The following is a 25,451-nucleotide window of genomic DNA, read 5'->3' as shown; positions in this document are numbered from 1 at the left end:
GATGATACGACTCCAGCAATCTTGTTCTTGATGTTGAATTTGTTCGATGGAAATTCAAATGTGGTGCTTGATGTCATACATACTCCATCCCTGTGAGGGCACAATACAAAAAGCGTACGGAAGTCCTTATCCATACCGCACAGAGGAGGAGCAGCAATGAATCATCCGATTGAAGGTCTCATGCAGACTGCAATGGAAAATATTAAAGAGATGGTCGACGTCAATACTATTGTCGGCGACCCGGTTCAAACGCCTGACGGAAGTGTCATTATGCCGATCAGCAAGGTCGGATTCGGTTTTGTCGCAGGCGGCAGCGACATCCGGCTAGACGGTTCGGCATCAAGCGGAGGTTCCCATTCGTCTACGCCGCATGAAGGCCAATCCGCATCGGTACAAAGTCCGTTCGGCGGCGGCAGCGGCGGCGGCGTATCGATTACGCCGATCGCTTTCCTCGTCGTAGGCACACATGGGGTCAAAGTCGTTCCGCTCGACAACAATACGCATCTCATTGAGCGTGTCATCGATTCTGCACCTCATGTGTTCGACCGGATTCAAGGGATGCTGAAAAAGGATCACTCGCACGAATCGGTAACGGACCCGCTCATCTAATTCACCGTATTCACACTAACAGAAGCTCGCTTCGATACGTAATCGAAGCGGGCTTTTTATTATGCACTTATAAATTGAGCTCCATTCATAGGTATGGATGTACATATGACATTTGTCATCCGAAAGTGATGACTTTTTGGCCTATCGGGATTAAGCCGTGTTCGTTATGATTTGGTTATAAGCAATTGAGCAGCAGTTAACATGGACGGTTAAGGCATCATGATCATAAATGAAGAACGGGGATGAGCGGATGAAAGAAGCAGCTATTGAGCTTCGCAATGTAAGCAAAATATTTAAAGGCAAAAAGGCGGTCGACAACTTGTCGTTGACGATTGAGAGAGGGTCGGTTGTCGCATTGCTTGGACCGAACGGAGCCGGGAAAACGACGACCGTATCGCTTATTCTTGGACTATTGCAGCCGACTAACGGCAGCGTCAAGCTGCTCGGCGACGATCCGCAGCACCGCAAGGTTCGCGACCGGATTGGCGCGATGCTGCAAGACGTCAGCGTCATTGACAGCTTGACGGTGGCTGAGACGATCAACTTGTTCCGCCATTATTATGAGAAGCCGCTGTCGCTGGAGCAATTGCTCACTATAAGCGGTCTGGCGGAAGAGAAGAACAAAATGGCAACGGCACTGTCCGGCGGCCAGAAGCGACGGCTCGGCTTCGCGATGGCAGCAGCCGGCGATCCGGAAGTGCTGTTCCTGGATGAACCAACAGTCGGAATGGACGTCACTTCACGTCAATTGTTCTGGGACACCGTGAAAGCGATGGCCGATAAGGGCCGTACGATTGTGCTGACGACACATTACTTAGAGGAGGCCGATCAGATCGCGGACCGGATTATCGTCATTAACGGCGGACGTTTGGTTGCGGACGGCACGCCGAGCGAAGTGAAGGCGACCGCTCTCGGCCGGACGATTGCGTTCACGGCAGGCGACGGCGTGACGAATGAAAGGTTGCGGACGATTCCGGGTATTGCCGAGACGGAGTGGAGCGGCAGACGGGTAAAGCTGTTCAGCAACAATACGGACCAGCTTATCGTAGAGCTCGTACAACGGGGAATCCCGATGAAAGATATCGAGATTCAAAGCGGCGGTCTGGAGGAAGCATTCCGTACGCTCGTCAGCAGCTTGCAAGAGTAAGAGTAATTGCCGCTTCAACGGAACGGCTAACGGCGGCAATGGACTATTCTGTATAAAAGGGGTTAACGATATGGATATTACGATGAGAAGAGCGGCGGTCGCTCAATTCAAGGTGGAAATGCTCCGCACGCTGCGCAATAGACGATTCGTCTTCTTCACGATTATTATGCCGATCGCTTTCTACTTCATTTTCACCTCTTCGATGGATTCGGAAATGCAAGTCGGCGGTATCGATTGGAGCGCATACTACTTAATGTCGATGGCGGCGTACGGCGTTGCGGGATCGGGCATCATGACGCTCAGCCAGAAGTTTTCGAAGGAACGCTCGCAAGGATGGGCTCGTCTGCTGAAAATTACTCCGCTGCCGTCATGGGCGTTCGTCGTATCGAAAGTTGCGGCGCAAGCGGTTATCAACTTGTTCATGATTATTATCCTGTTCATCGTTGCTGCTACGGTCAAAGGAGTCGATCTTAGCAGTTCGTTATGGATCGAGAGCGGACTGTGGATCTGGTTCGGCAGCTTCTCGTTCATGGCGATCGGCACGCTTGTCGGTACAGTGCGCAATGCGGACGTCGTACAGGTCGTCGGCATGATCGTCTACATGAGCATGTCGTTGCTCGGCGGACTGTGGACGCCAACGGAAACGATGTCGAGTACGATGCAAGTGATTGCGCATGCGATGCCGACGTATTGGCTCGGCTATGAGGCGCGCAATTTGATCGGCGGCGGCACGTTTGACTGGATGGGTGTGTTGGTGCTTGGTGCATATGTTATCGGCGCTGTGATATTATCCTCCTATATCATGAAAAAACAGGAAGCGGTCTAGTTCTATGTTCAACTTTCATGCGCGGTCTCCAGGGAGGCCGCCTTTGTTCGTCTCGTTTATTTGGCTTCTATACTTGTCCTTTCCGTTGCATGCTATTATGCAGCGTTCGGCGGAAGATATCGTTGCCGGCATAACGGTTCTCTTGCTGTTCGCGGTCGTGTATGTATACAGTTTCTTATTCGAGACTGGGCGGTTGGTTCTGGTGCTTGCCCAAATTGCGCTTATCGGTTATTTTGCCTATCAATATGATGCAAGCTTTTTGTTCATGGGCTTCTATCCGACGCCCGTTATTGGGATGCTCCGTTCGAACCGGCACCTCTTGACGGCTTGGCTCGCGCTGCTCGCACTAGTGGTGTTCGTATTCGTGGCGAACCGCAACGAAATTGCGATGGATGACTTATACCTGACGATCCCAACCGTGCTGGTCATGCTGTTCATTCCGCTCATGATCCGAATCGGGCGCCGTTCCAAGGAATTGAAGGAAAAGCTGAACATGGCGAACGAGGAGATCGCGAGACTTTCGGCCAATGAGGAGCGTGCGCGCATTTCGCGCGATCTGCATGATACGCTTGGCCATTCGTTATCTCTTATTACTTTGAAGAGCGAATTAACCGAGAAACTAATCGCGAAAAATCCGGAGAGAGCCATACAAGAAGTGCGCGACATTCAGTCGACTTCCCGGGCGGCGTTGAAGCAAGTTCGCGAGCTCGTGTCGGGTTTGAATATGGCGACCGTCGAAGACGAGATCATTCATGCGAAGCAGCTTCTTGCTACGGCTAATATTTCACTGCGGATCGAAGGCGAATTTCTCCCGGAAGAAGCGTCGCCTATTATCAACAATATTATGGGGATGTGCTTGCGTGAAGCCGTAACGAATGTCGTTCGGCACAGCGGTGCCAAAGAGTGTGTCATCGAGAGGCGGAACGAAGATGACCGACTCGTACTCATCGTTGCCGATGACGGATGCGGAATCGCAGACGTGCCGGCGGCCGTCCTGGCCTCGGGCCATGGCTTGTCGGGGATGAAAGAACGGCTCAAGCTTGTGGAAGGAGCGGTCATGCTCGAATCCAGCGCAGGCAACGGTACGCGTACGGTTATTAGAGTGCCGCTCGTAGCCCGCACATAGAGAAGGATGGATGACACAGATGAAGGTCGTAATCGCTGAGGATCAAGGAATGCTCCGTGGTGCGCTGAGCGCGCTGCTCGATCTGGAAGATGACATCGAGGTTATCGGGCAAGCCGATAACGGCCAGCAGGCGCTCGAGCTGATCGAGTCGCTTCGTCCTGATCTGTGTCTGCTCGATATCGAAATGCCCCGCATGTCGGGGCTCGATGTCGCGGAACGGATAGTGGCGAATAAGCTAAACTGCAAAGTCGTCATATTAACAACGTTCTCACGTTCGGGTTATTTTCAGAGAGCGATGCGGGCGGGCGTCGGAGGATTCTTGCTGAAAGATTCGCCATTCGACGAGCTTAGCGCAGCGCTGCGCAAAGTATATGAAGGCGGCCGATCGGTGAGCCCTGAGCTTGCCATGTCGCTGTGGGAGACGGAGAATCCTCTGTCGGAGCGGGAGCAGGAAGTTCTTCGGCTCGCCGGTGACGGCTTGTCAGCAAGGGATATAGCGGAGAGGCTGTACTTGACCTCCGGTACGGTCCGGAATTATCTGTCCGAAGCCATCCGTAAGCTTGACGCGAAAAACCGGATCGATGCAATCGTCATTGCGAACAAGAATGGTTGGTTGAGCTGAGTGGATCCATGAAATATTCTCAAGAAACTAAATTAGAGGGCTGTTCCGAGTCATGTCGATGATTGCGGACGGTCCTTTTTTGCGTTGGTGCGCATGGTTGAGGGCCCAAGGAGCGGGGGACGAGCATAAAGGAAGGCGGTTAGGCATAAGCTGTACAAGCAGGCAAATTACACCTTAGCGTTGTGGGAGGGTACATGAGCATGAGCTTGTTATCGTTGCGCCGTCCGCGCTTTCGGCGGCTGTCGGCCGCTGCTGCGATCGTGCTGCTGGCTGGGACGTTCGGTCTCCAATCTGTTGCGGCCGCTGCGAAGCTGTCGCCGATCAGCACACAAGCGAAGGGCGCAGCTTTGATTGATGTCGCATCAGGACGGATTTTGTATACGAAAAACGGAGACGAACCGATGCGAATCGCGAGTCTGACGAAAATAATGACGGCCATAGTGGCCATCGAGCAGGGCGATCTGAACAGCAAAGTGAAGGTCAGTGTTCGAGCTGCCGGCAAAGAGGGCTCTTCCATCTATTTGCGCGCAGGCGAGGAGATGAAACTGGAAGATATGCTTTACGGCTTAATGCTCCGCTCGGGCAACGATGCGGCAACCGCCATTGCCGAGCATGTCGGCGGCACTATCGAAGGGTTCGTTAAGCTGATGAACGAGAAGGCCGAATGGATCGGGCTTACGAATACGCAGTTCATGAATCCGTCCGGTCTCGATCAGGACGGGCATTATTCGACAGCCAACGATTTGGCCAAGCTTACAGCTTATGCGCTGCACAATCCGACTTTCGCTCAAATCGTCAAGACGCGGGTGAAGAAAGCGCCGAATCCGAACGATCCGTGGGATTATGAATGGACGAACAAAAACAAGATGCTTGCGCTGTATGAAGGGGCAGACGGCGTAAAAACCGGCTATACGAAAACAGCGCTTCGCTGTTTGGTCAGTTCCGCTACGCGCGGCGGCCAGCAGCTTGCTGCAGTGACGATTAACGACCGGGACGATTGGTCCGATCACCGCAGCATGCTGGACTGGGGCTTCAAGCATTATTCACTTACCGTCATTGCGAAGCAAGGCCAACCGATCAGCGGATATCCGCTTGCCGCGGGAGGTACGTTCCGTTATGCGCTGGCCGACGGCGAAGCAGCCGAGCTCCGGTCGAAGCTGAAGCTGATCGAGACGGGCAGCACGCGTTATGTTCTTGGGGAACGCGGAACGCTTGAATGGGAGCTTGACGGCCGCGTGATCGGCTCTGTACCGGTCTATGAGACGGGAAGCGAACGGTTGTTATGGAGGGAGAAACGGCCGTATCCGGCAGCGGACCGTGAGACAAGCGCGGACGCGGCAGGCTTCTCGTTCCGGCATTCGCTTCAGTCCGTCGTTAAAGCGCTATTCGGGGGAGGAGCGTGAGACTGGAATGGTCAATTGGATTTGGTTGTTTATGATTGTTGTCAGCGTCGTATCAGCCGCAGTGACAGGGAAGCTGGAAGCGGTGACCGAAGCAGCATTCGACGGTGCGAAGACCGGTGTTACGGTCAGCTTCGGATTAATTAGTATCCTTGTATTCTGGCTTGGATTAATGCGGATCGGCGAAGATGCCGGATTGCTCCGCGTATTGTCCAGGATGATGGGGCCAGCGGTCCGGTACTTGTTCCCCGACATTCCGCGCCAGCATCCAGCGCTCGGCTACATTATGAGCAATATGGCTGCGAATCTGCTTGGGCTAGGCAATGCGGCGACGCCGATGGGCATTAAGGCGATGCAGGAGCTACAGAAGCTGAATCCGGATCCGAGTACGGCGACACCGGCTATGTGTACGCTGCTGGCGCTCAACACATCCAGTATTACGCTTGTACCGACTACGCTGATCGCGATCCGGCTTCAATACGAGTCTGCGAACGCTGCTGAGATCGTCGGCTCGACGATCGCGGCAACCGCTGTTGCCACCGCCGCTGCAATAGCAGCGGACAGGTGGTACCGGAGCCGGGCGGTGAAGAGGCCGCCGGTGCCGCCGTACGCGGCGTCGCCTCCGCCTAACGGAAAGGGTGAGGCCGTTGGTTGAATGGCTGTCGGTGCTGTCGGTCTGGATGATTCCTGCTCTTATCGTATTTATTCCGCTGTACGCGGCATTTAAGAAAGTACCTGTGTATGAAACGTTCGTCGAAGGAGCCAAAGAAGGCTTCGGTACTGCAATCGGCATAATTCCTCATATCGTAGGCATGATGGTTGCGATCAGCATGTTTCGGGCGTCCGGAGCCATGGATGTCATGCTCGCGGCGTTCAAGCCGATGCTAAGCTCTCTGGGCGTACCGGCCGAAGTGCTGCCGCTAGGCTTGCTGCGGCCGCTGACCGGCGCAGGGTCGCTAGCTTATACGACTGATTTGATCCGAACATACGGACCAGACTCACTAATAGGACGAATCGCATCGACGATTCAAGGCAGTACGGATACGACCTTATATGTGATCACCGTTTATTTCGGCGCTGTCGGCATCCGCCGCTCCCGGTATGCGCTTAAGGTTGGGTTGTTCTCGGATCTCGTTGGCTTTGCCGCTTCGATCGCAGTTTGTTTAATTATGTTCGGTTAATCATGAAGCACAAGTTCGCAGAACGAGTCGAATCGGCTCGATTGCTGAACTTGTGCTTTTGTCTGCTTAAAGTTAATATGGAGGTTGAGGTGAAAAAGTTGGAACGTTTACAAAAAATTTTAGCGCAAGCAGGCATTGCCTCCAGGCGCAAGTGCGAAGAGCTGATTCTTTCCGGAAAAGTGGAAGTGAACGGAGTTCCGGTTACGACGCTCGGGGCGAAAGCCGATCCCCAGGAAGATGTCATTACGGTGGACGGCAAGCCAATTGAATCGGAAGTAAAGCTGTACATTATGTTGAACAAGCCGAAGGGCGTCATCACGAGCGCGTCGGACCCGCAGGGCCGCAAGATCGTGTCGGACTTCTTGACCGGCATCCAACAGCGGTTGTATCCGATCGGCCGGCTCGATTACGATACGGAAGGGCTTCTGCTGTTGACGAACGACGGCGAGTTCGCCAACTTGCTGACGCATCCGAAGCACCATGTGCCGAAGACTTATTTGGCGACCGTTAATGGTGTTCCGCACGGAGATAAGCTGGAGCAGTTGAGAAAAGGCATCGAGCTGGAGGACGGCATGACATCGCCGGCCGAAGTCGAGTATCAGGACGTGCAGGCGGATCATAAGGAATCGACGATCCGCATCACGATATACGAAGGCCGCAACCGGCAAGTACGCCGCATGTTCGACGCGATTGACCATCCGGTTACCCGGTTGAAGCGGGTCAAGTTCGGCGAACTCGGTTTGCAGAACTTAAAGCGCGGCGGCTGGCGTCCTCTGACGCCAAAAGAGATCGCAGAGCTTCGTGCCGAAGCAGCGAAGGCGGAAGGCAGCAGCCGTCATGTCGTTTCGGATAAGCCGGCGAAGAAACCGGAGTGGAAGCCGAAGCCGAAACCGAAGCATTTGTCCGAAGAGAACAAGAAGGGCAAGCCAGAGGCAGCAGGACGCAAGCCGGCACGGCAGAAGCAAGCAGCGAAGCCTGTTGGAAGCCGATCGCGGGATTCGTATGCGAAGTCGGTGCTTTCCCCGATTATTGCCGAGGGCGAGAAGCGCAGTGCAGCAGAGGCTCGTCAGCAGCGCAGCACATCGCAGGGCGGCAAGCTTCAAGGAAGCAAACCTCAGGGAAGCAAGACGCTGGGACGCACAGGCGCCGCTAGTACTGAGCGCAAACCGCGGAACGATCAACAACCGCAAGCCGGCAAAGGCAGAGGTTCGTCGCAAAGACAGGCTTCCGGCGGCGCGGATCGAAGCGGCGGAAGGTCATCGGAATGGTCCTCTTCACGGCCAGGCAAAGGCAGCAGCTCTCAGAGCAGCAGAAGGTCACATAAAGTTCATAAATGATCGTCGACGGCATTTATAAATGCCGTCGAATTTTCGTTATAATAAGAAAGAAATCGACGTATATGCAACAGACTTGAGGTGATAGGCTTGGGCAAGTATCGGAAACCGATACAAATCGTAATCATGCTCGGCGTCTTGCTGCTCGGCGGATATGCGATCGGCGAGGCGCTCTTTGCGTCGTCTGACAGCGATCGTCCAGAGGTCGGAAGCGCTGCGCCTAACTTTACGCTGCTGGATCTGACGGGCAAGCAGCATCAGCTTTCGGACTATAAGGGGAAGGCAGTTGTCCTTAACTTCTGGGGATCATTCTGTCCGCCTTGCGTGAAGGAAATGCCGGAATTCGAGCGGCAGTATTTGAAATGGAAAGACAAGCCGTTCGAAATATTGGCGGTGAACTTAAGTGAAGGCGATTTGACGGTTAACAATTTCGTCAAAGATTTTGATTTGTCGTACCCGATATTGCGGGATGCGAACAAGATGATAGAGCGGCGATACGGGCTTGAACAGTATCCGTCGACTTTCTTCATCAAGCCTGACGGAACGATCATGGATATTTTCGTCGGGGGCATGACTGAGCAGGACATCGACGAACGAATCGAGAAGCTGCTTCAAACCTAGCTCGTATGTCTAGTAAGGAGGCTGTACGTTGTTCCAGAATACGAAGTGCGAATGCGGCCACCAGAATCCGCCGGATACGCTGTTGTGCGAATCTTGCGGCAAGCCGCAGACCGAGGTTGCTGAAGATGCGCCGCTCGAGATGCGTTATGACGGCATGGCGCGCCGGTCGCAGAAGAGAAATCCGAATCCGCTCGATTTGGTATGGAATTTTTTCTCATCGGTCAAGATCGCAATTATTATCATTATTATTACGCTGGTAGGCGCGGCCATTGGCACGATCTATCCGCAAGGCAATACGGCTGAATACTATGAGCAGACTTACGGCTGGGGCGGCAAGCTGTACCATCAATTAGGTCTGTCCTCGATGTACGACTCCTGGTGGTTCGTCGGTCTTCTGGTTATGATCGGAACATCGCTTGTCATCTGCAGTTTGGACCGTGTTCTGCCGCTATACCGGGCGTTAAGCAAGCAGCAAATCCGCAAGCATCTCATGTTTATTACCCGCCAGAAGACGGTATATACCGGACCTGTTGAAGGAAATGCCGAACAATGGGTGCAAGAGTTGGCTGGCCATATGAAGCGCCGGCGCTATCGCGTACATACAGACGGAACCGCATTGCTGGCGGAGAAAAACCGTTTCAGCCGCTGGGGGCCGTACATTAACCACATCGGCCTGATCGTGCTGCTGCTCGCTCTGCTTGCCCGTACGATTCCGGATTGGAAGATGGAAGAGACGATTGCAGTACGAGACGGCGAGACGGTGCAAGTGCCGGGCACGAACTACTACGTGAAGAACGAGAAGTTCACAGTGGAGTACTACGAAGAGAAAGAATTGCCGGACCGGCTCAAAAATCAAGAACGGCCGAAGATGTACAAGACGGAAGCTATCCTGTATCAGTGCGTTCAATCGTGTGGCGAGCCTGGTATCGATCCGGTGTTGGAGCCGGTGAAAAATTACGATATTATCGTCAATCATCCGCTCTCGCACAAAGGAGTCAAGCTGTATCAAATCGGCTACGACGATCAGCCACTGCTGAAAGCGGTTAAGCCGGTCATCGAGGATAAGCAGTCCGGTAAAGTATACGGTCCGTTCGATCTGCCGATGAAGGATCCGCAGACCGAATTTACGGTTGGTCCGTACAGCTTATCGCTCAAGGCGCAGTACATGGAATTTTCGTTGAACGATGAAGGCAATCCTGTCACGCTCTCGCGTGATCCGAAAGCGCCAGCGTTTATTTTTATGGTGAAAGGTCCAGGAATCGACGCTGCAGGAGAGCCTTATATGTACTTCCCGCTGCAGAAGGATAAGGAACGGTTCCGTCAAGATGTGATTAACCGTGATCTTGCACCTAAGGTCGAGATTCGGGTCGATGGAATGGAGAACGTATCGTTCACTTCCTATACGAGCTACCTGCTCGTTCGAGTCGACCGGGCGCTGACGTATGTATGGGCTGGACTCGGTATTTGTATGCTTGGCTTGCTCATGGGTGCTTACTGGCATCATCGCCGCATCTGGCTCCGGGTGGACAACGGAGTTCTGTCGCTCGGCGCGCATACGAACAAAAATCATTTTGGCATGCGTGCCGACGTCGCTTGGGCGCTTGCGCAGATGAAGATAGAAGTAGATAAGGATAAGCTCGATAACGGGGGTTATAATTCGTGAGTTGGGTCGATTTTAGTGGACACGCCTATTTAGTTGCTTTCATTCTATACTGTGTAGCGTTTATGTTTTATGTAATTGCAATCGCCGGACAGAAATGGAGCAACCGCGATTCGAAGCATCATATCGCACGCTGGGGGAGAACATCCTTCATCGTATCGTCGGCAGGCCTTGCCGCACATCTGACGTTCTTCTTCACGCGTTGGTACGGCAGCGGGCAAATTCCGACAAGCAACATGTATGAATTTATGTCATTCCTGGCCATGGCGGTCATGATTGCCTTTACGATTATTTATGCGATTTACCGCAAGCCGCTGCTTGGGATGTTCGCCACGCCGCTTGCCGTTATTATCGTTGCGTACGCATCTGTATTCCCGAAAGATGTTCAACCGCTTATTCCGTCGCTTGATTCGTACTGGCTCAAAATCCACGTGACGACAGCAGCGCTTGGCGAAGCTTTCTTCGCGGTTGGATTTGCTGCCGGACTCATGTATTTGCTACGGGTTGTCGACTATACGCGCAAGGATGATCAAGCGCGCAAGCAGCAGCGTTGGATCGAATATACGCTGTATACGATTGTCGTTGTCGTCGGTTTCATCAGCATTGTCTTCGCATTCCGCGGCGCAGGTTATGAGGCGCACTTTACGCAAGAGAACATCAGCATTGACACGCAAGGGCAGACGATTACGAATACGGAGCAGGTCGAATACAACCTGCCGCCGATCTTCAAGCCGTATAACAGCCACGCAGATTCGGCGGATTCGTTCCTCGGTCTTGAGAAGCTGCAGATCGAGACGCCATCTTGGATGAAAGGCGTTAACGCTGGACGGAAGCTGAACACGGTCATTTGGTCGATTGTTGCCGGATCGCTGCTTTATGCGGTGCTTCGTCTTATTTTCCGCAAACCGCTTGGCGCTGTAATTCGCCCGCATATGGACGGCGTTAACCCGAGTGACTTGGACGAAATCAGCTACCGTGCGATTGCGATCGGTTTCCCGGTCTTTACGCTTGGCGCACTCATCTTCGCGATGATCTGGGCGAACGAAGCATGGGGCCGTTTCTGGGGATGGGATCCCAAAGAAGTATGGGCGCTTATAACGTGGCTATTCTATAGCGTATACTTGCACTTCCGGCTGTCCCGCGGCTGGCAGGGCCTTCGGTCGGCATGGCTGTCCGTTATCGGCTTCGTCATCGTATGGTTTACGCTGATCGGCGTGAATCTTATTATCGCCGGATTGCATTCCTACGCTGGGGTATAAACGAAAGTCCACTATATGTAAAGGGGCTGTGACCTAATGTCAGAAGCAGCACATCGCATATTGGTCGTAGACGACGAAGAACGAATTCGCCGCCTGCTGAAAATGTATCTAGAGAAGGAAGGCTACGAGATCGAAGAGGCGGAGGACGGCGAGACAGCGCTTCGGATGGCAGCGGGCAAAGAGTATGATTTGATCATGCTCGACGTCATGCTTCCGGGCATTGACGGCGTAGAAGTATGCTCGCGTCTCCGTCAGGTGAAAGCGACGCCGGTCATTATGCTAACTGCGAAGGGCGAAGAGATGAACCGTGTGCAAGGGTTTGAAGCAGGCGCCGACGATTACGTCGTTAAGCCGTTCAGCCCGCGCGAAGTCATTTACCGGGTCAAAGCGATTCTTCGCCGTTCGTCGGCTACCGCCTTCTTGACGAAAGAATCGAACTCGAGCAACAATATCGTACTTCCTCACCTCATTATTGAGCATGATGCGCATCGGGTTTCGGCTGGCGGGCAAGAGGTGAGCTTGACGCCGAAGGAATACGAGCTGCTGCACTATCTGGCTGTATCACCGGATAAAGTGTTCTCGCGCGAGGAACTGCTGAAGGACGTATGGAATTACGAGTTTTTCGGCGACTTGCGTACGGTCGATACACATGTGAAGCGGCTGCGTGAGAAGCTGAACAAAGTATCGCCGGAGGCTGCGTCGATGATTACGACAGTATGGGGCGTCGGATACAAGCTTGAGGTATCCAAATAACCGATGAAGCTATGGGTATGGCGCAGCGTCGTAGGCAAGCTGTGGATGACGATCATTGTGCTCGTAGCAGTCGTGCTGCTCATACTCGGCATGTTTCTGCTGCAATACATCGATATCAGCTTCCAGGATACGACCTCTCATCAAGTGAAAGTATTGTTCGTGTTCACCGGCGTAATCGGGTTTTTGCTGTCGACGTTCTTTGCTTTTTTCCTCTCTTCCAAAATAACGCAGCCGCTTATTGAACTGAAGAAAGCGGCTTCGTCGATCTCGATGGGCAACTACCAGACGCGCGTACCGATTCGGTCGACTGACGAGCTGGGCGACCTGGCTCATGCGTTTAACCGGATGGCAGGTGATCTCGACTCGCTCATTAAAGATTTGAGCCACGAGAAGGACCATCTGTCCAGCGTTCTTCGGAGCATGTCCGATGCCGTCGTCACATTCGACGCGGAAGGCTGCATTACGATGTCCAATCCGCCGGGCGGACAGCTGATGACGCGCTGGAATGCGCTCGATTGGGCGGATGATGACGATGAGAAGGATTCGAAGAAAGACCGTGTTCCAGGTCCGTTACGCGAGTTATACAACCGTGTAACGGTGGACGGTGTCGACAGCAGTGACAAAATCCATGTCAAGAACGGTGTCTGGTCGGTTGTGATGGCACCGCTTAAATCGAATGACTCCGTACGCGGAGCTGTCGCGGTGATGCGTGACGTTACAGAGGAGTTTATGCTTGAGAAGCTGCGCCGCGATTTCGTGGCGAACGTTTCACATGAGATTCGGACGCCGCTTTCCATGCTGCAAGGCTACAGCGAAGCGCTGCTGGACGGGCTTGCCGATTCGAAGGAAGAACGGGACGAACTGGTACAGGTCATTCATGACGAATCGGTGCGGATGGGCAGACTGGTGAAGGACTTGCTCGATCTTGCCCGAATGGAAGCTGGTCACAGTGAGTTGAAGCTCGTTCCATGTGATATCGATTCACTCGTCAGACGCGTTCACCGCAAATTTCAAGCTTTCGCGAAGGAACGAGACATCCGGCTCATATGCGAGCTTCCGGATTCACCGCCGTTATCCGTACAAGCGGCTGACGAGGACCGGCTTGAGCAAGTGCTGACGAATCTGCTCGACAACGCTTTGCGCCATACGCCATCTGGGGCAGCCATCATGCTTTCTGGACAATGGGCACAGACGGATTCGGAGTGGAACTCGCCAAGCCATATCGAGCTGAAAATTTCGGATGAAGGCGAAGGGATTCCGGAAGATGATCTGCCTTATATATTCGAACGTTTCTACAAGGCGGACAAGTCGCGCAAACGGGGAACTTCGGGCGGAACCGGACTCGGCCTTGCCATTGTCAAAAATATTGTCGACGGCCATCACGGCCGTATTCTTGTCGACAGCAAGATCGGCGATGGAACTACGTTTACGTTGTTGCTGCCTGTCGATTTGGATCATCCGCTGTCATAGCGCTCATCTTGATGAGCGCTTTTTTTGTTGGAAAAGCAGGACTAATCTTGTTCAACGTGGAACATTCATGTCTCCTGCTTGCACCTGTGACGAAATGGAGAAGTTGAAGGGGGAAAGTCATAGAAAACGATTGTTCCTTGCACATAATGTCGGACGGACATATGAAAAAAAGGCTGTCCCCGTAGGGACAACCTTGTGTATCTCATTAAGAGAGGTGAATTTCTTTCGCGCTGTTCAGGTCTGCGAGCTTCGCGACTTCTTCCAGCACCGATTTCGGAGCTACTTTATCAACCGTCAAGACCATGATAGCCGCGCCGCCGATCAGTTTGCGTCCTACTTGCATTGCTGCGATGTTCACATCGTTACCGCCGAGCAGCGTACCGACACGGCCGATAATGCCCGGTTTATCTGTATGCGATACGAGAATGAGGTTGCCTTCTGGTGCAACGTCAACCGGATAATTGTCGATCTGAACGATACGAGGGCCATAGCCTGTCAGCAGCGTTCCTGCTACAGTACGCTCTTCTTTGGCCGTACGGAGCGTTACCGTTACAAGGTTCGTGAAGTCCTTCGCCGTATGCGATTTGTTCACGACAATGTTCACGCTGCGTTCTTTCGCCAGGTGCATCGAGTTAACGACGTTGACTTGGTCAGCGCCAAGATGATGTGCCAATACGCCGCGCGTAATATAACGGGTAAGCGGCTGTGTATCAACATCCGCGAGTTCGCCCGAGTAGCTGACGACGATTTCTTTCACAGCGCCGTCCGACAGCTGCGAGATGAAGCTGCCAAGCTTCTCGCCGAGCTCGAAGTAAGGCTGCAGTACAGCACGAACGTTAGCTGGGATTGGAGGCATGTTCACCGCGTTGATGAATGGCTCGTCGCGCAGAATGTGGAGCACTTGCTCCGATACGTCGATTGCAACGTTCTCTTGCGCCTCAACCGTCGATGCGCCAAGGTGAGGCGTAACGATGATCTTAGGATGCGTCAGGAACGGATGGTCAGCTGCTGGAGGCTCAACTTCGAATACGTCGAATGCAGCGCCTGCTACGATGCCTTGGTCGATTGCTTCCACGAGCGCTTGCTCGTCGATGATACCGCCGCGTGCACAGTTCACGATACGCATGCCGCGTTTCATAACTTCGAATTGTTTGCTCGAGATCATGTGGCGCGTTTCCGGCGTAAGTGGCGTATGCACCGTCATGAAGTCAGCGTTGCGAACAATATCGTCAACCGATGCCAGTTTGATGCCCATTTTCTCTGCACGCTCTTCCGTCAGGAACGGATCGTAGCCGAGAATTTCCATGCCGAAGGCTTTCGCGCGTTTCGCAACTTCGCTGCCGATACGGCCCATGCCCATAACGCCCAGCACTTTGTTACGAAGCTCTACGCCGACGAACGATTTGCGGTCCCAAACGCCGCCAACCGTTTTGAGGTAAGCTTGTGGGATATGGCGTGCAACTGCCATCATCATGGCGAAAGTGTGCTCGCAAGTCGTAATCGTGTTGCCGTCCGGCGCATTAATGACGATGATACCGCGCTGGGTTGCTGCGTCCAGGTCGATATTGTCGACGCCAACACCTGCGCGTCCAACTACTTTCAGCTTCTTGCCTGCGTCCATAATGCGAGCCGTTACGCGAGTCTGGCTGCGAACGAGAAGAGCGTCGTATTCACCGATAATGGCTACGAGCTCATCTTCGCTAAGACCAGGCTTCTTGTCGATAGAAACATCTGCTGCATCGACCAGCTTCTGAATGCCAAGATCGCTGATAGGATCCGATACTAACACTTTAAACATGCGTTGATTGCCTCCTGTCTGATCGTTACAACGTAATGCAAATCCATGAATATGTAGGAAAAACCCCTGTTAAGGAGTCATTCGACGAAGTGAAGCGGCGAATGCCGGGAGTTAAAAAACATCGTCCCGATACCGGTCTGCAGCAGCGGGACGAATGGTTGTCCAATAAAACAGATATTCGTCAATAAGATATAACGTCTACTATTTTATAGCAACGGGCAGGTGGAATGCAATGCCGAAACTTGCCGATATGTGAATTTTTCGTTATGATTCATTGCATGCAGGAGAGGGGGAATCGCGGTGAAACAGTGGGAAGATATCGATGCGGAAGAGCTTCTTCGATTATTGGCCAACGGACTTGTGAAGGCGGATCAGATTATTGATGTGAGGGAGCTTCAGGAATGGGATTATTATCATCTTGAGGGATCTCGTCATCTGCCAATGAGCGTATTTCCGGATCTGATGGCAAGTCTTAGCCAAGAGGATACGTTATATATCATGTGTGCACATGGAGTTAGAAGCCAGGCAGTATGCCGGTATATGCAAGAAAACGGCTACGAAGCACTCCTCAATGTCGAGGGTGGCATCGCAGCCGTCGCTGCCCGTCAAGGGTTTCAATATGACTGAAGCAATTGCTTATTCGCCTGGCAAGAAGAACGGCAGTTGAGGAAGCACTTGATTCGAATAAAGCCGGCTCATATTGCTTTTGTAGTCGCCGCTGCGAATCGCTTTCGTATCAGCGAGCAGTTCAGAGATTGGACCGATAAGTCCAAGCTTCAGTTTGCCGGCTTGTCCAGAGCTGATAAACTCGTCAATCCGGCTTGTAAGATCTTGCGGGTAATAATTAACGAGCATGCCGTTTGCAGTAAGAATATCGGCACTTAGTTTGTTTTTGGCGGCAAGAGGGAGCTTGCTCCAAGATGCCGTCTTCATATCTTTCGGCATAACGATTTCGCTTGGAATATCATGGTTCATTCCAGCTGCCCATTTCAACATGGCATCATAGTACGATTGTTGGCCATGAAGAGACTGGCTTACGCCTTGCTTGTAGTTGTCGTCTTTGCGCATAGCTGCGAGCAGTTGATCAACCGATTGGCTGCTTCCGCTGACGGACAGCTTTTTCGAATCGGCTTGGAAGCCGGACAAGCTTTTGAGCAATTGCTGCTGCGATTGTTCCAGCAGTGACGATGCAGGAACTTTGATCGCCGAGATCTCGTTGAATTTCTGCTGGGCAAGCGACGACATCCGTTTCAGATCGGATGGGAAGTCGGTCGTTTGCTTTACGTTGGCTTGTTCGATGAGGTCGATCCATTCCGATTGGAATTCACGATAAGGCATAAATACCGTATGATAGAACGAAACCAGGTCTTGCTGCTGCAAGGCGGTAGACGTTACAGGTTTGCTGTTTAACTGTTTTTGAACTTCATAGTTGGCTGTAGTCCTGTCGGTGCCGACTTGGACGCCGAAGAAAAAAGCGCCAACGGTACATACGAGCATAAACAGAAATCCTAGGCTAATGAGCATTTCTGTTCTGGATAAACGTTTGTTCATAATTATGAAACTCCTTCTCGCGAATAATAGTATATAATTTGGAAGAAATTCATCGAAGTTGTGATGATTTCCTCGATGACAATATCGAATTATGGCGAATTATGTATTATGGTAATAGTATAGGCCATTAAAGGGAAAAAGGAAATAATACGTTTATGGACAGGCGGTAAGACATGAAAAAATTCGACTTGAAAAAGATCCGGTTACGGCAAGTGAGCGTCGATCAGTTGGATGACCGGCTTCTCTTGATCAATTTGTATGCAACGCAAGCGCTTACCCTTATTATCGGTATCATATGGATTTTATTTCAGCACCGAAATCCGATTCATTTGCTTCAAGTTCCGGATAACGACCGCTTCTGGATGTTCGGACTCGGTCTTGCGGCAGCTGTCATCTTGGTTGACCTGCTGATTTCACGGTTTGTTCCGGATGACGTGTCGGACGACGGAGGCGTGAATGAACGGTTATTCCAGGCGCGTCCGGTATGGCATATTATCGTCATGTCGTTCGTCGTATCCGTCTGCGAGGAGATGCTGTTCCGGGGCGCGGTTCAGCATTCGTTCGGACCGTATTGGACGAGTATTCTGTTCGCGGCAATCCACGTCCGTTATTTGCGGCACTGGATTCCGACGGGACTCGTATTCTCCATCAGTTATGGACTTGGATGGATTTATATAGAAAGCGGTACATTGTGGGCGCCTATTATGACGCACTTTCTGGTGGACGCCACGATGGGCTTGATTATTCGGTTTCGAAGGAATGAAGAACGATGAGTCGAATGGCGAAGTTTGGATCGCGGAGCGGAAGAAAAGTCAGCTATACGGAGCCAATCGAAGAGATGGTCGCAGGTGATGATAATGGTCTGCCGCCGAGACGGAAGAAGCATCCGTCCAATAAGCAGCAGACCACTCAATGGTTTTATAATGGTTTGTTTTTATTATTCCTAGTACTTATTGTTGTGCTGTTCTTGTTAGGAAAGCAGTCGATCACTGCCTCCTGACAAGGACGGCTTTTTTTCATTTATTGGGCAGTTGGCGCGTCGGTTACCGTCTCGATCGTAGCAGGGTCGATAAAGCCATAGCCTTTCTCCTCCAGCTTCGTCAACAGCTCATCCAGCGCTTTATCGGTCCACGGCAGTTCATGCATAAGAATGTTCGCCCCAGGGTGAAGCTGTTCCAGCACATTGGCGATGACCGCTTCCGGCTTATTCTTATTCTTCGTATCCCAATCGAGTGATCCGTTCGACCAGGTCATATATAACATGCCGTTATCCTTTACGAATTTCTTCACGCCGTCGTTGCCTGAACCGAACGGAGGACGGAAAAATTTGGGTGCTTCGCCGATCGTGTCTTCTACGATCTTGATAACGTCTCCTACTTGCTTCTCAACCGATGCTTGGCTTTCTTTCTTCAGATCGATATGGTCCCACGAATGGTTGCCGACGGTTTGCCCCCGCTCATGAATGAGCTTCAGCAGCTCGGGATGCGCTTTGACCCGGTAGCCGTTGACGAAGAAAATCGCCTTAGCTTTATGCTTGTCGAGCGTATCGAGCATACTCGTCAGTTGTTCCAATTCTTTCGGACCATCGTCGAAGGTGAGCAGTACGACTTTGTCTGTCGTCGTTTCTTTGTCGATCGGCACGAACCGGTAAACCTTGTTCATTCGATACAGCTTGACGGGCTTCTCATCGACTTGCGCCGGTTGGTCAGTCCCTTCGGCGGAGCCGCTCGTTTGGCCGGTGCTGCCATTCGTTCCATTCCCGGTCGTTCCATTCGTTGTGCTGCCATCGGTCTGTCCGGCTCCAATATCAGTCGATTGATCTGCCGGCGGAGTCTTTGTGTCGTCTGTGGCCGAATCTGCGGGCTTGTCTGGCGCTGCGGCCGGATTTTCTGCTGTGACAGTCTCAGCCGGCGGCTTGTTCTCGCCTTTGTTAGTCGAGCCGCAAGCAGCAAGCGAAGCGGCCAGCGCAAGCAGAACGGATGCTTTCAGCATGCGATTCATGGGGTAGACCTCCGTTATACGTTTTGTAATATAGTCTGCGTGGCCATTATGGGATGGAACACGCCATCATTGTATCATATTTATCTTGGGCCTTTGTATTCGTCTTTTCCTATTTTTCACGAGGATGCCGTTGCAGGACGAGTGCAAACTAAAGGACGGAACGCTGAATCCGGCAGCGGCGCTCCGGCTGGAAACGATGGAAGCGCATATCGGAAACAGAAAGGAGTTGGTCATCGAGATGAAAATGAGCGGGTTTATTATTGGCGGTTTGCTCGGTATGGCGGCAGCGATGTACGCATCGCGCAAACGGCCCGGTATGACGGCGTGGGCAGTCGACGCAGCAGGAGAGGTGATGTCTTCCGCCAGAAGCCGGTTGTTCGGCAAGGTAATGGAGCGGAAGCTGAACCATTGGAGCAAGGAGGCCGCGCATGCAGCCCCAAAGCCGTCAGCCGCTTCCGCAGGCAATTCCGCAGAAGCATGGCAGCAAATAGGCGCGCTCGTTGAGAGCGATCCGGAGCTCAAGCGGCAAACGGAAGCGATACTCCATTCGGCCACGGGCGGCAGCCTGCCGACAGACACAAGTGTAAAACATCATTGATCCAATCAATAGGAGCAGCAGCGTCGAACAAGAGCTTTATAAGACGCTGCTGCTCCTATTTTTTTGAGCGATAGTGCATTCGCCGGGCGGACATGGTAACATAGGTATATGGCATGAGGGAATCACACATCATTGTAGTTCTCATACCTTGTTATATCAGATGCTGCATAGGAGGATCCTGTCATGAAAATCGAACGGCTGAGCCAAGACAAAATACGCATATTTCTGACGTTCGACGACCTGCTGGAGCGGGGGATACAGAAAGAGGACATGTGGCGGGAAATTCCGAAGGTGAATGAGTTGTTCAGCGAGATGATGGATCAAGCGCATTCCGAGCTCGGATTTGAAGCCAGCGGTCCGCTTGCTGTAGAAGTATTCGCACTCCCGGCTCAAGGTATGGTAGTGATCGTCACCCGCGGCAAGGTTAATTTGCATGCCGATGATTCCTCTCATGAAGATGAGGAGACGGACGAGGACGTCTACGAATTGGAAGTTACGCTGGAGCAGAGCGATATTGTCATGTACGCATTCCGTGATTTCGAGGATGTAATTTCGGTCAGCCGCCAACTGAAGCAGTCGGCATTGACCGAGGATGGACGGTTATTCGCGTATAACGGCAAATATATACTGGCTATCGACCCTTCCTTTATCGATCCAGCCAGACACAATGCACTTATTGCGCTGCTGGCCGAATTCGGCGAAGCAACGTCTGTGACGGAAGCGGTGCTTGAAGAGTACGGCAAGACGATTATGAACGAGGGCGCAATACGCCAATTGTGTCAGCATTTCTCATACTGACGCGTCAGCGGGTTAAAGAGCATCTTGCGCAAAGAAAGCAGCGCGGATGCTCTTTCTTATTCTTACAGCGGTGTCTGCTGCATACGTGAAGGTAGAGCAGACCATACTATTCGTTGATTATTGGCTATCAATCCGGAATATAGGGGGTTCTAAACGATGGCTTCCACGGATTCGCATGATGTGCTGGAGTCGACACAGGTCGTCATTGAACAGGCACTGCGTAAGCTTGGCTACAACGATAGTATGGTGGAGTTGCTCAAATTGCCGATGCGGGTGTTGTCCGTCCGCATTCCGGTACGTATGGATGATGGCTCGACAAAGGTGTTCACCGGTTACCGCGCCCAGCATAATGATGCCGTAGGTCCGACAAAAGGAGGCGTACGCTTCCATCCCGATGTCAACGAGAATGAGGTTAAAGCGCTTTCGATCTGGATGAGTCTCAAATGCGGCATCGCCGATCTGCCGTACGGAGGGGGCAAGGGCGGCATTATATGCGATCCGCGCAAAATGTCCTTTCGGGAGCTCGAGCTGCTAAGCAGAGGATATGTTCGAGCGATCAGCCAAATCGTCGGCCCGACGAAAGATATACCTGCCCCTGATGTCATGACTAATGCCCAAATTATGGCCTGGATGCTCGATGAATACAGTCGTATCCGCGAATTCGATTCGCCGGGTTTTATTACAGGCAAACCGTTAGTGTTAGGCGGTTCTAAGGGCAGAGAGACTGCGACGGCGCGCGGTGTTGCCATCATGATCGCCGAGGCGCTTCGCATGAAGGGCAAAGATATTAAAGGCTCGCGGGTCGTCGTGCAAGGATTCGGCAATGCCGGCAGCTATCTTGCCAAATTTATGTATGACGCTGGCGCTGTCGTAATCGGTATTTCCGATGTGAACGGCGCGCTGTATAATAAAGATGGGCTCGACATTCCCGACTTGCTCGATAAGAGGGATTCGTTCGGAACGGTGACGAATTTGTTCCAGAACCTGATCTCGAACGAGGAGTTGCTGGAGCTCGACTGCGATGTGTTAGTGCCTGCCGCGATCGAGAATCAGATTACAGAAGAGAATGCTCCCCGCATTAAGGCGCCGATCATCGTCGAAGCGGCTAACGGCCCGACGACGCTGGAGGGGACGCGCATCGTTACGGAGCGGAATATATTGTTAGTGCCGGACGTGCTTGCAAGCGCAGGCGGCGTGATTGTGTCTTACTTTGAATGGGTACAGAATAATCAGGGCTACTATTGGAGCGAGGAAGAAGTCGACATGAAGCTGGAAGCGATGATGCTCAAAGGCTTTCGGCATGTCTATGAAATACACCGGACGCGCAGCGTCGATATGCGGCTAGCCGCGTATATGGCAGGCGTGAGGAAGATGGCGGAAGCGGTGCGGTTTAGAGGCTGGGTCTAATGATGACACTTACAGGAGGTGAGAGGACAACATGCTGTTTTCCGTATTGACGGCGGCCATTGCGCCGGGCGTTTTCCTGCTCACCTATTTGTACTTGAAGGACAAATATGAAGCGGAGCCGATCCATATGGTCGTACGCATGTTTTTGATCGGCGTATTAATTCTATTCCCGATCATGATCGTACAGCGCGGGCTTGAGCTTTGGCTCGGCACCCATCCGCTGCTGGACGCATTCGGCTTATCAGGCGCCGTTGAAGAGTGTGTGAAGTGGTTCGTTCTGTTTCACATCATTTACAATCATACCGAATTCGACGAGCCGTATGATGGAATTGTCTATGCCGCATCGATTTCTCTTGGATTTGCTACGCTGGAGAATGTGCTGTACGCGGTTACGCAGCCATCCGACTTCGGTTCGTTGTTGTTCCGCGCGCTGCTGCCGGTATCCGGTCATGCTTTGTTCGGCATTACGATGGGCTACTATATGGGAAAAGCGAAGTTTGCATCTCCTGTACGCAGCCGCCAATTTTTGCTCGTATCGTTAATTGTGCCTCTTCTGCTCCATGGATTGTACGATTGGATTCTGTTAACGTTCGGACGCGGCTGGGTATGGATCGTTCCACCGTTCATGGCCATTATGTGGGTATGGTCGCTCAAGAACATGCAGAGGGCAAGCAGCCGCTCGCCATTCCGCTTCTTGCCGCGCGAAGATGAGGTTAAGCTGTAGAATTTCGGTTTATACTGGATATTAGTGGATATTCCAGGAGGGACATGCGGTATGATTGGTGAACGGGTCAAAGTTAGAATCAGGTGCAATGTGTGCGGCGAGAAATTCGTTCTTCGAGGCAAGCGCGAGAAGGAGAAGATCGACACGGGCTTCAAGCAGTGCATCTGCAATAACATCGACGATTTCGATATCGAAGAGCATCCGATTTGAACGTGGCCGATCAACAGGAAAATTCAGGCGGATGCGGTGAATAAAGCTTCTTTCGGTAAACCAAACTAACCTCAGGTTTGGGACCAGAAAGGAGCTTTTGTCATGTATAAACGGCTTAGCGCGGTAATGTTTCCGATCGTTACTCTATTGTGCATCGGTTCGATTTATTGGGGATATCAGGAGCACCAAGAAAAAAACTCGATACTGATCAAAGCGGAAAATCAATATCAGCGGGCGTTTCACGATTTGAGCTACCATGTCGAGCAGGTACATAAGCAACTTGGCAATACGCTCGCCGTTAACTCTAAGTCGCAAGCGTACCACCGCAAAGGGCTTATTAACGTCTGGAGGCTGACCAGCGAGGCGCAGAACGAAGTCAATCAGCTGCCGCTCACGCTTCTGCCGTTCAACACGACGGAGGAATTTCTGTCTCGCATTTCGAACTTCGCCTACAAAACCGCTGTGCGCGACCTGTCGAAAAATCCGCTCACGGATGACGAATTCAAAACGATGAAGACGCTGTACGAACGGTCGGATGAAATTTCGCAAAACTTGCAGTCGGTGCAACAGAAAGTGCTGCAGAGCAATTTGCGTTGGATGGATGTAGAGGCGGCGCTCGCTACCGAGAAATCGGTAAGGGACAACTCGATTATCGACGGCTTCAAAACCGTCGACCATAAAGTTGGCGAGTATCCGGAAATAAACTGGGGACCGTCTGTCTCGAGCATGTATCAGAAACGAACCGTTAAGATGCTTGGCGGCAAAATGATGACCCCCGAAGAAATTAAGCGCAAGACGGCGCAATTTCTTGATCTGAAGTCAGATGCCGGCATTCGTGTCGTGGAGAACGGCCAAGGTACGGAATTTGCCTCGTTCTCTGCAACGGTTGAACGGACGAAAGGCGAGACGATTCAACTCGATTTCACGCAAAAGGGCGGCCAGCTCATTTGGTACATGAATCCGAGGGAAGTCGGCAAGAAACAAATCAGCTTGAGCGAAACGAGAAAAGTCGCGGACAAGTTTTTGAACGCTCACGGTTATAAAGGAATGAAGCCGAGCAGCTACGACGAATATGTCAATGAGGGTGTATATACTTACGTGGCGACGCAGAATGGCGTCCTGATTTATCCGGAGAAAATTACGGTCAAGGTTGCGTTGGATAATGGTCAGGTCGTTGCGCTGCAAGCTTCGGACTATGTGTATGAGCATCATGCGCGCAAGCTGCCGAAACCGCGGATTACGAAGGCGGAGGCCCGCAAGGCGCTGAACCCTGATATGAAGGTTTCGACCGAGGCTATGGCTTTAATTTTGAACGATATGGGCGAAGAAACGCTCTGCTACGAATTCGTAGGCAAGATCAACGGACACGCATACAAAATGTATATCAATGCGGACACTGGCGTAGAGGAAACGATTGAGGAAACGCCAGACATGCGGGACTCGGCCGAAACGCCGGGAAAAACGGCAAATCCGGGAAAACCGGCTGCGTCGAAAACGCGGTAAAATTACGCATCAAATGGATTGCAGGCAATAAGTTTCGATATGGCTCCCCACCATTCGACGTGATATAATCACCGTATGGGAGGGGAGCCTTTTGCTGCCGAAAATTAATCAGACTTTGCAATACTATGTCGTTTCAACAGTGGACGAAGAAGCAGAAGGTAAGTTCGACTGCAAATCTCGCATCGCGGACGACCGGAATGATGAGTTGTACATGGAATGGCCGCTTCAAGAGAGCACGGGAAGATTAAAGAGGCTCTCGCTGGGCGACGAAATCTCTGCATTCTACATAACCGAAGACGGTGTCAAACATTTCTTTAACTCCTATGTAACCGGCTTCATTGAAGATAACATCCGGCTGGTCCGCATTCAGAAACCGGATCCGGCATCGATTACGAAGACACAACGGCGCCACTTCCTGCGCGTCGATTCGATGTTGGAGATCGCGGTGCTGACTCCGCTCGGCGACCGGTTCAATGCGCTAACGGAGGATGTAGGCGGCGGAGGCATTTCGTTCACGAATGACGGATCTGTGCCATTGGAAGTCGGTCAAACGCTCGAATGCTGGCTGCTGCTCCCTTATAAGAACGGCACCATTGAGCACTCGTTCTTCAAAGGGGAAATTGTACGCATCGTGGAGCATGCAACGGGACGCAACCATGTGATGCTTATGTTTGTCGGCATTGGCGATTACGAGAGGCAGAAGATTATCCGCTACTGCTTCGAACGCCAGCTCGAATTCCGCAATCGATAGAGTTTTGAAGCTAGTCTGCGGATGCGGCACGCACTAATTGGCCGCACGATTAATGCGAATAATATAATCGGCCGTCGGACATGCTACGTCCATCCACCAAAA

26 protein-coding genes and 1 pseudogene are annotated in these 25,451 nt (G+C 52.1%); 24 read left to right on the top strand and 3 right to left on the bottom strand.

Annotated features, from left to right (window positions below; all coding sequences use genetic code 11):
* Positions 1–156: 156 nt before the first annotated feature.
* From ytfJ to PKO01S_RS07940, 14 genes and pseudogenes are all read left to right on the top strand, one after another.
* Positions 157–609, top strand: coding sequence for a GerW family sporulation protein (gene ytfJ, locus PKO01S_RS08005; RefSeq protein ID WP_127530804.1), 453 nt, complete (start codon positions 157–159; stop codon positions 607–609).
* A gap of 250 nt (positions 610–859) precedes the next feature.
* Positions 860–1,756, top strand: coding sequence for an ABC transporter ATP-binding protein (locus PKO01S_RS08000; RefSeq protein ID WP_127530803.1), 897 nt, complete (start codon positions 860–862; stop codon positions 1,754–1,756).
* A 70-nt stretch (positions 1,757–1,826) separates the two neighbouring features.
* On the top strand, positions 1,827–2,582 hold the full coding sequence (locus tag PKO01S_RS07995) for an ABC transporter permease (RefSeq protein WP_127530802.1): 756 nt from the start codon (positions 1,827–1,829) through the stop codon (positions 2,580–2,582).
* A gap of 43 nt (positions 2,583–2,625) precedes the next feature.
* On the top strand, positions 2,626–3,708 hold the full coding sequence (locus PKO01S_RS07990) for a sensor histidine kinase (protein WP_246070485.1): 1,083 nt from the start codon (positions 2,626–2,628) through the stop codon (positions 3,706–3,708).
* 19 nt (positions 3,709–3,727) lie between these two features.
* On the top strand, positions 3,728–4,330 hold the full coding sequence (locus tag PKO01S_RS07985; protein WP_127530800.1) for a response regulator transcription factor: 603 nt from the start codon (positions 3,728–3,730) through the stop codon (positions 4,328–4,330).
* A 200-nt stretch (positions 4,331–4,530) separates the two neighbouring features.
* A complete protein-coding gene (locus PKO01S_RS07980) occupies positions 4,531–5,733 on the top strand; it encodes a D-alanyl-D-alanine carboxypeptidase family protein (RefSeq protein WP_127530799.1) in 1,203 nt (400 codons plus the stop codon).
* 7 nt (positions 5,734–5,740) lie between these two features.
* Positions 5,741–6,385 carry a nucleoside recognition domain-containing protein gene (locus PKO01S_RS07975; protein WP_127530798.1) on the top strand — a complete coding sequence of 215 codons (645 nt, stop codon included), beginning with the start codon at positions 5,741–5,743 and terminating at the stop codon, positions 6,383–6,385.
* A gap of 25 nt (positions 6,386–6,410) precedes the next feature.
* Positions 6,411–6,911, top strand: a complete 501-nt coding sequence (locus PKO01S_RS07970) for a spore maturation protein (protein ID WP_174818557.1) — start codon at positions 6,411–6,413, stop codon at positions 6,909–6,911.
* Between the two features lie 98 nt (positions 6,912–7,009).
* Positions 7,010–7,747, top strand: a pseudogene (locus PKO01S_RS29305) (pseudouridine synthase); the annotation flags it as partial.
* Between the two features lie 588 nt (positions 7,748–8,335).
* On the top strand, positions 8,336–8,866 hold the full coding sequence (resA, locus tag PKO01S_RS07960; protein WP_127530795.1) for a thiol-disulfide oxidoreductase ResA: 531 nt from the start codon (positions 8,336–8,338) through the stop codon (positions 8,864–8,866).
* 28 nt (positions 8,867–8,894) lie between these two features.
* On the top strand, positions 8,895–10,529 hold the full coding sequence (gene resB, locus PKO01S_RS07955) for a cytochrome c biogenesis protein ResB (protein ID WP_127530794.1): 1,635 nt from the start codon (positions 8,895–8,897) through the stop codon (positions 10,527–10,529).
* Positions 10,526–11,785 carry a cytochrome c biogenesis protein CcsA gene (gene ccsA / locus PKO01S_RS07950; RefSeq protein ID WP_127530793.1) on the top strand — a complete coding sequence of 420 codons (1,260 nt, stop codon included), beginning with the start codon at positions 10,526–10,528 and terminating at the stop codon, positions 11,783–11,785. Before resB ends, ccsA begins: the two co-directional genes overlap by 4 nt.
* A 36-nt stretch (positions 11,786–11,821) precedes the next feature.
* On the top strand, positions 11,822–12,538 hold the full coding sequence (locus tag PKO01S_RS07945; protein WP_127530792.1) for a response regulator transcription factor: 717 nt from the start codon (positions 11,822–11,824) through the stop codon (positions 12,536–12,538).
* A 3-nt stretch (positions 12,539–12,541) separates the two neighbouring features.
* Positions 12,542–14,008, top strand: coding sequence for an ATP-binding protein (locus PKO01S_RS07940; protein WP_127530791.1), 1,467 nt, complete (start codon positions 12,542–12,544; stop codon positions 14,006–14,008).
* Between the two features lie 205 nt (positions 14,009–14,213).
* Here PKO01S_RS07940 and serA read toward each other — a convergent pair whose 3' ends face one another.
* Positions 14,214–15,806 carry a phosphoglycerate dehydrogenase gene (gene serA, locus PKO01S_RS07935; RefSeq protein ID WP_127530790.1) on the bottom strand — a complete coding sequence of 531 codons (1,593 nt, stop codon included), beginning with the start codon at positions 15,804–15,806 and terminating at the stop codon, positions 14,214–14,216.
* Positions 15,807–16,106: 300 nt separating this feature from the next.
* On the opposite strand from serA, the gene PKO01S_RS07930 reads away from it, so the two are divergent.
* On the top strand, positions 16,107–16,433 hold the full coding sequence (locus PKO01S_RS07930; protein ID WP_127530789.1) for a rhodanese-like domain-containing protein: 327 nt from the start codon (positions 16,107–16,109) through the stop codon (positions 16,431–16,433).
* A gap of 9 nt (positions 16,434–16,442) precedes the next feature.
* On the opposite strand, the gene PKO01S_RS07925 is transcribed toward PKO01S_RS07930, so the two are convergent.
* Complete coding sequence (locus PKO01S_RS07925) at positions 16,443–17,357, bottom strand: hypothetical protein (protein WP_127530788.1); 915 nt, start codon at positions 17,355–17,357, stop codon at positions 16,443–16,445.
* Positions 17,358–17,530: 173 nt separating this feature from the next.
* Between PKO01S_RS07925 and PKO01S_RS07920 the strand changes: the two genes are divergently transcribed.
* Both PKO01S_RS07920 and PKO01S_RS07915 read left to right on the top strand, forming a co-directional pair.
* Positions 17,531–18,130 carry a CPBP family intramembrane glutamic endopeptidase gene (locus PKO01S_RS07920; protein WP_127530787.1) on the top strand — a complete coding sequence of 200 codons (600 nt, stop codon included), beginning with the start codon at positions 17,531–17,533 and terminating at the stop codon, positions 18,128–18,130.
* A complete protein-coding gene (locus PKO01S_RS07915; RefSeq protein ID WP_127530786.1) occupies positions 18,127–18,357 on the top strand; it encodes a hypothetical protein in 231 nt (76 codons plus the stop codon). The genes PKO01S_RS07920 and PKO01S_RS07915 overlap by 4 nt, the downstream gene beginning before the upstream one ends.
* A 20-nt stretch (positions 18,358–18,377) precedes the next feature.
* Here PKO01S_RS07915 and PKO01S_RS07910 read toward each other — a convergent pair whose 3' ends face one another.
* Complete coding sequence (locus PKO01S_RS07910) at positions 18,378–19,358, bottom strand: polysaccharide deacetylase family protein (RefSeq protein WP_127530785.1); 981 nt, start codon at positions 19,356–19,358, stop codon at positions 18,378–18,380.
* A 130-nt stretch (positions 19,359–19,488) separates the two neighbouring features.
* On the opposite strand from PKO01S_RS07910, the gene PKO01S_RS07905 reads away from it, so the two are divergent.
* The 7 genes from PKO01S_RS07905 (at position 19,489) to PKO01S_RS07880 (ending at position 25,349) form a co-directional block, all read left to right on the top strand.
* On the top strand, positions 19,489–19,956 hold the full coding sequence (locus PKO01S_RS07905; RefSeq protein WP_127530784.1) for a hypothetical protein: 468 nt from the start codon (positions 19,489–19,491) through the stop codon (positions 19,954–19,956).
* A 183-nt stretch (positions 19,957–20,139) separates the two neighbouring features.
* A complete protein-coding gene (locus PKO01S_RS07900) occupies positions 20,140–20,754 on the top strand; it encodes a genetic competence negative regulator (protein WP_127530783.1) in 615 nt (204 codons plus the stop codon).
* 156 nt (positions 20,755–20,910) lie between these two features.
* Positions 20,911–22,161, top strand: a complete 1,251-nt coding sequence (locus PKO01S_RS07895) for a Glu/Leu/Phe/Val family dehydrogenase (protein WP_127530782.1) — start codon at positions 20,911–20,913, stop codon at positions 22,159–22,161.
* A gap of 31 nt (positions 22,162–22,192) precedes the next feature.
* Positions 22,193–22,885 (top strand): glutamic-type intramembrane protease PrsW, encoded by a 693-nt coding sequence (prsW, locus tag PKO01S_RS07890; protein WP_127530781.1) that lies wholly within the window; start codon positions 22,193–22,195, stop codon positions 22,883–22,885.
* Positions 22,886–22,936: 51 nt separating this feature from the next.
* Positions 22,937–23,095 carry a hypothetical protein gene (locus PKO01S_RS28725; protein ID WP_164779527.1) on the top strand — a complete coding sequence of 53 codons (159 nt, stop codon included), beginning with the start codon at positions 22,937–22,939 and terminating at the stop codon, positions 23,093–23,095.
* Between the two features lie 102 nt (positions 23,096–23,197).
* Positions 23,198–24,598 (top strand): germination protein YpeB, encoded by a 1,401-nt coding sequence (gene ypeB, locus PKO01S_RS07885; protein WP_127530780.1) that lies wholly within the window; start codon positions 23,198–23,200, stop codon positions 24,596–24,598.
* A gap of 91 nt (positions 24,599–24,689) precedes the next feature.
* Positions 24,690–25,349: a flagellar brake protein gene (locus PKO01S_RS07880; RefSeq protein ID WP_127530779.1), complete on the top strand. Its 660-nt coding sequence runs from the start codon at positions 24,690–24,692 to the stop codon at positions 25,347–25,349.
* The last annotated feature ends 102 nt before the right edge of the window (positions 25,350–25,451 follow it).

It is taken from the genome of Paenibacillus kobensis NBRC 15729, from assembly GCF_004000825.1.
Classification (GTDB): domain Bacteria; phylum Bacillota; class Bacilli; order Paenibacillales; family Paenibacillaceae; genus Paenibacillus_T; species Paenibacillus_T kobensis.
Note: the sequence above shows the minus strand (reverse complement) of the source record. Positions and strands in the feature narration are given on the sequence as shown.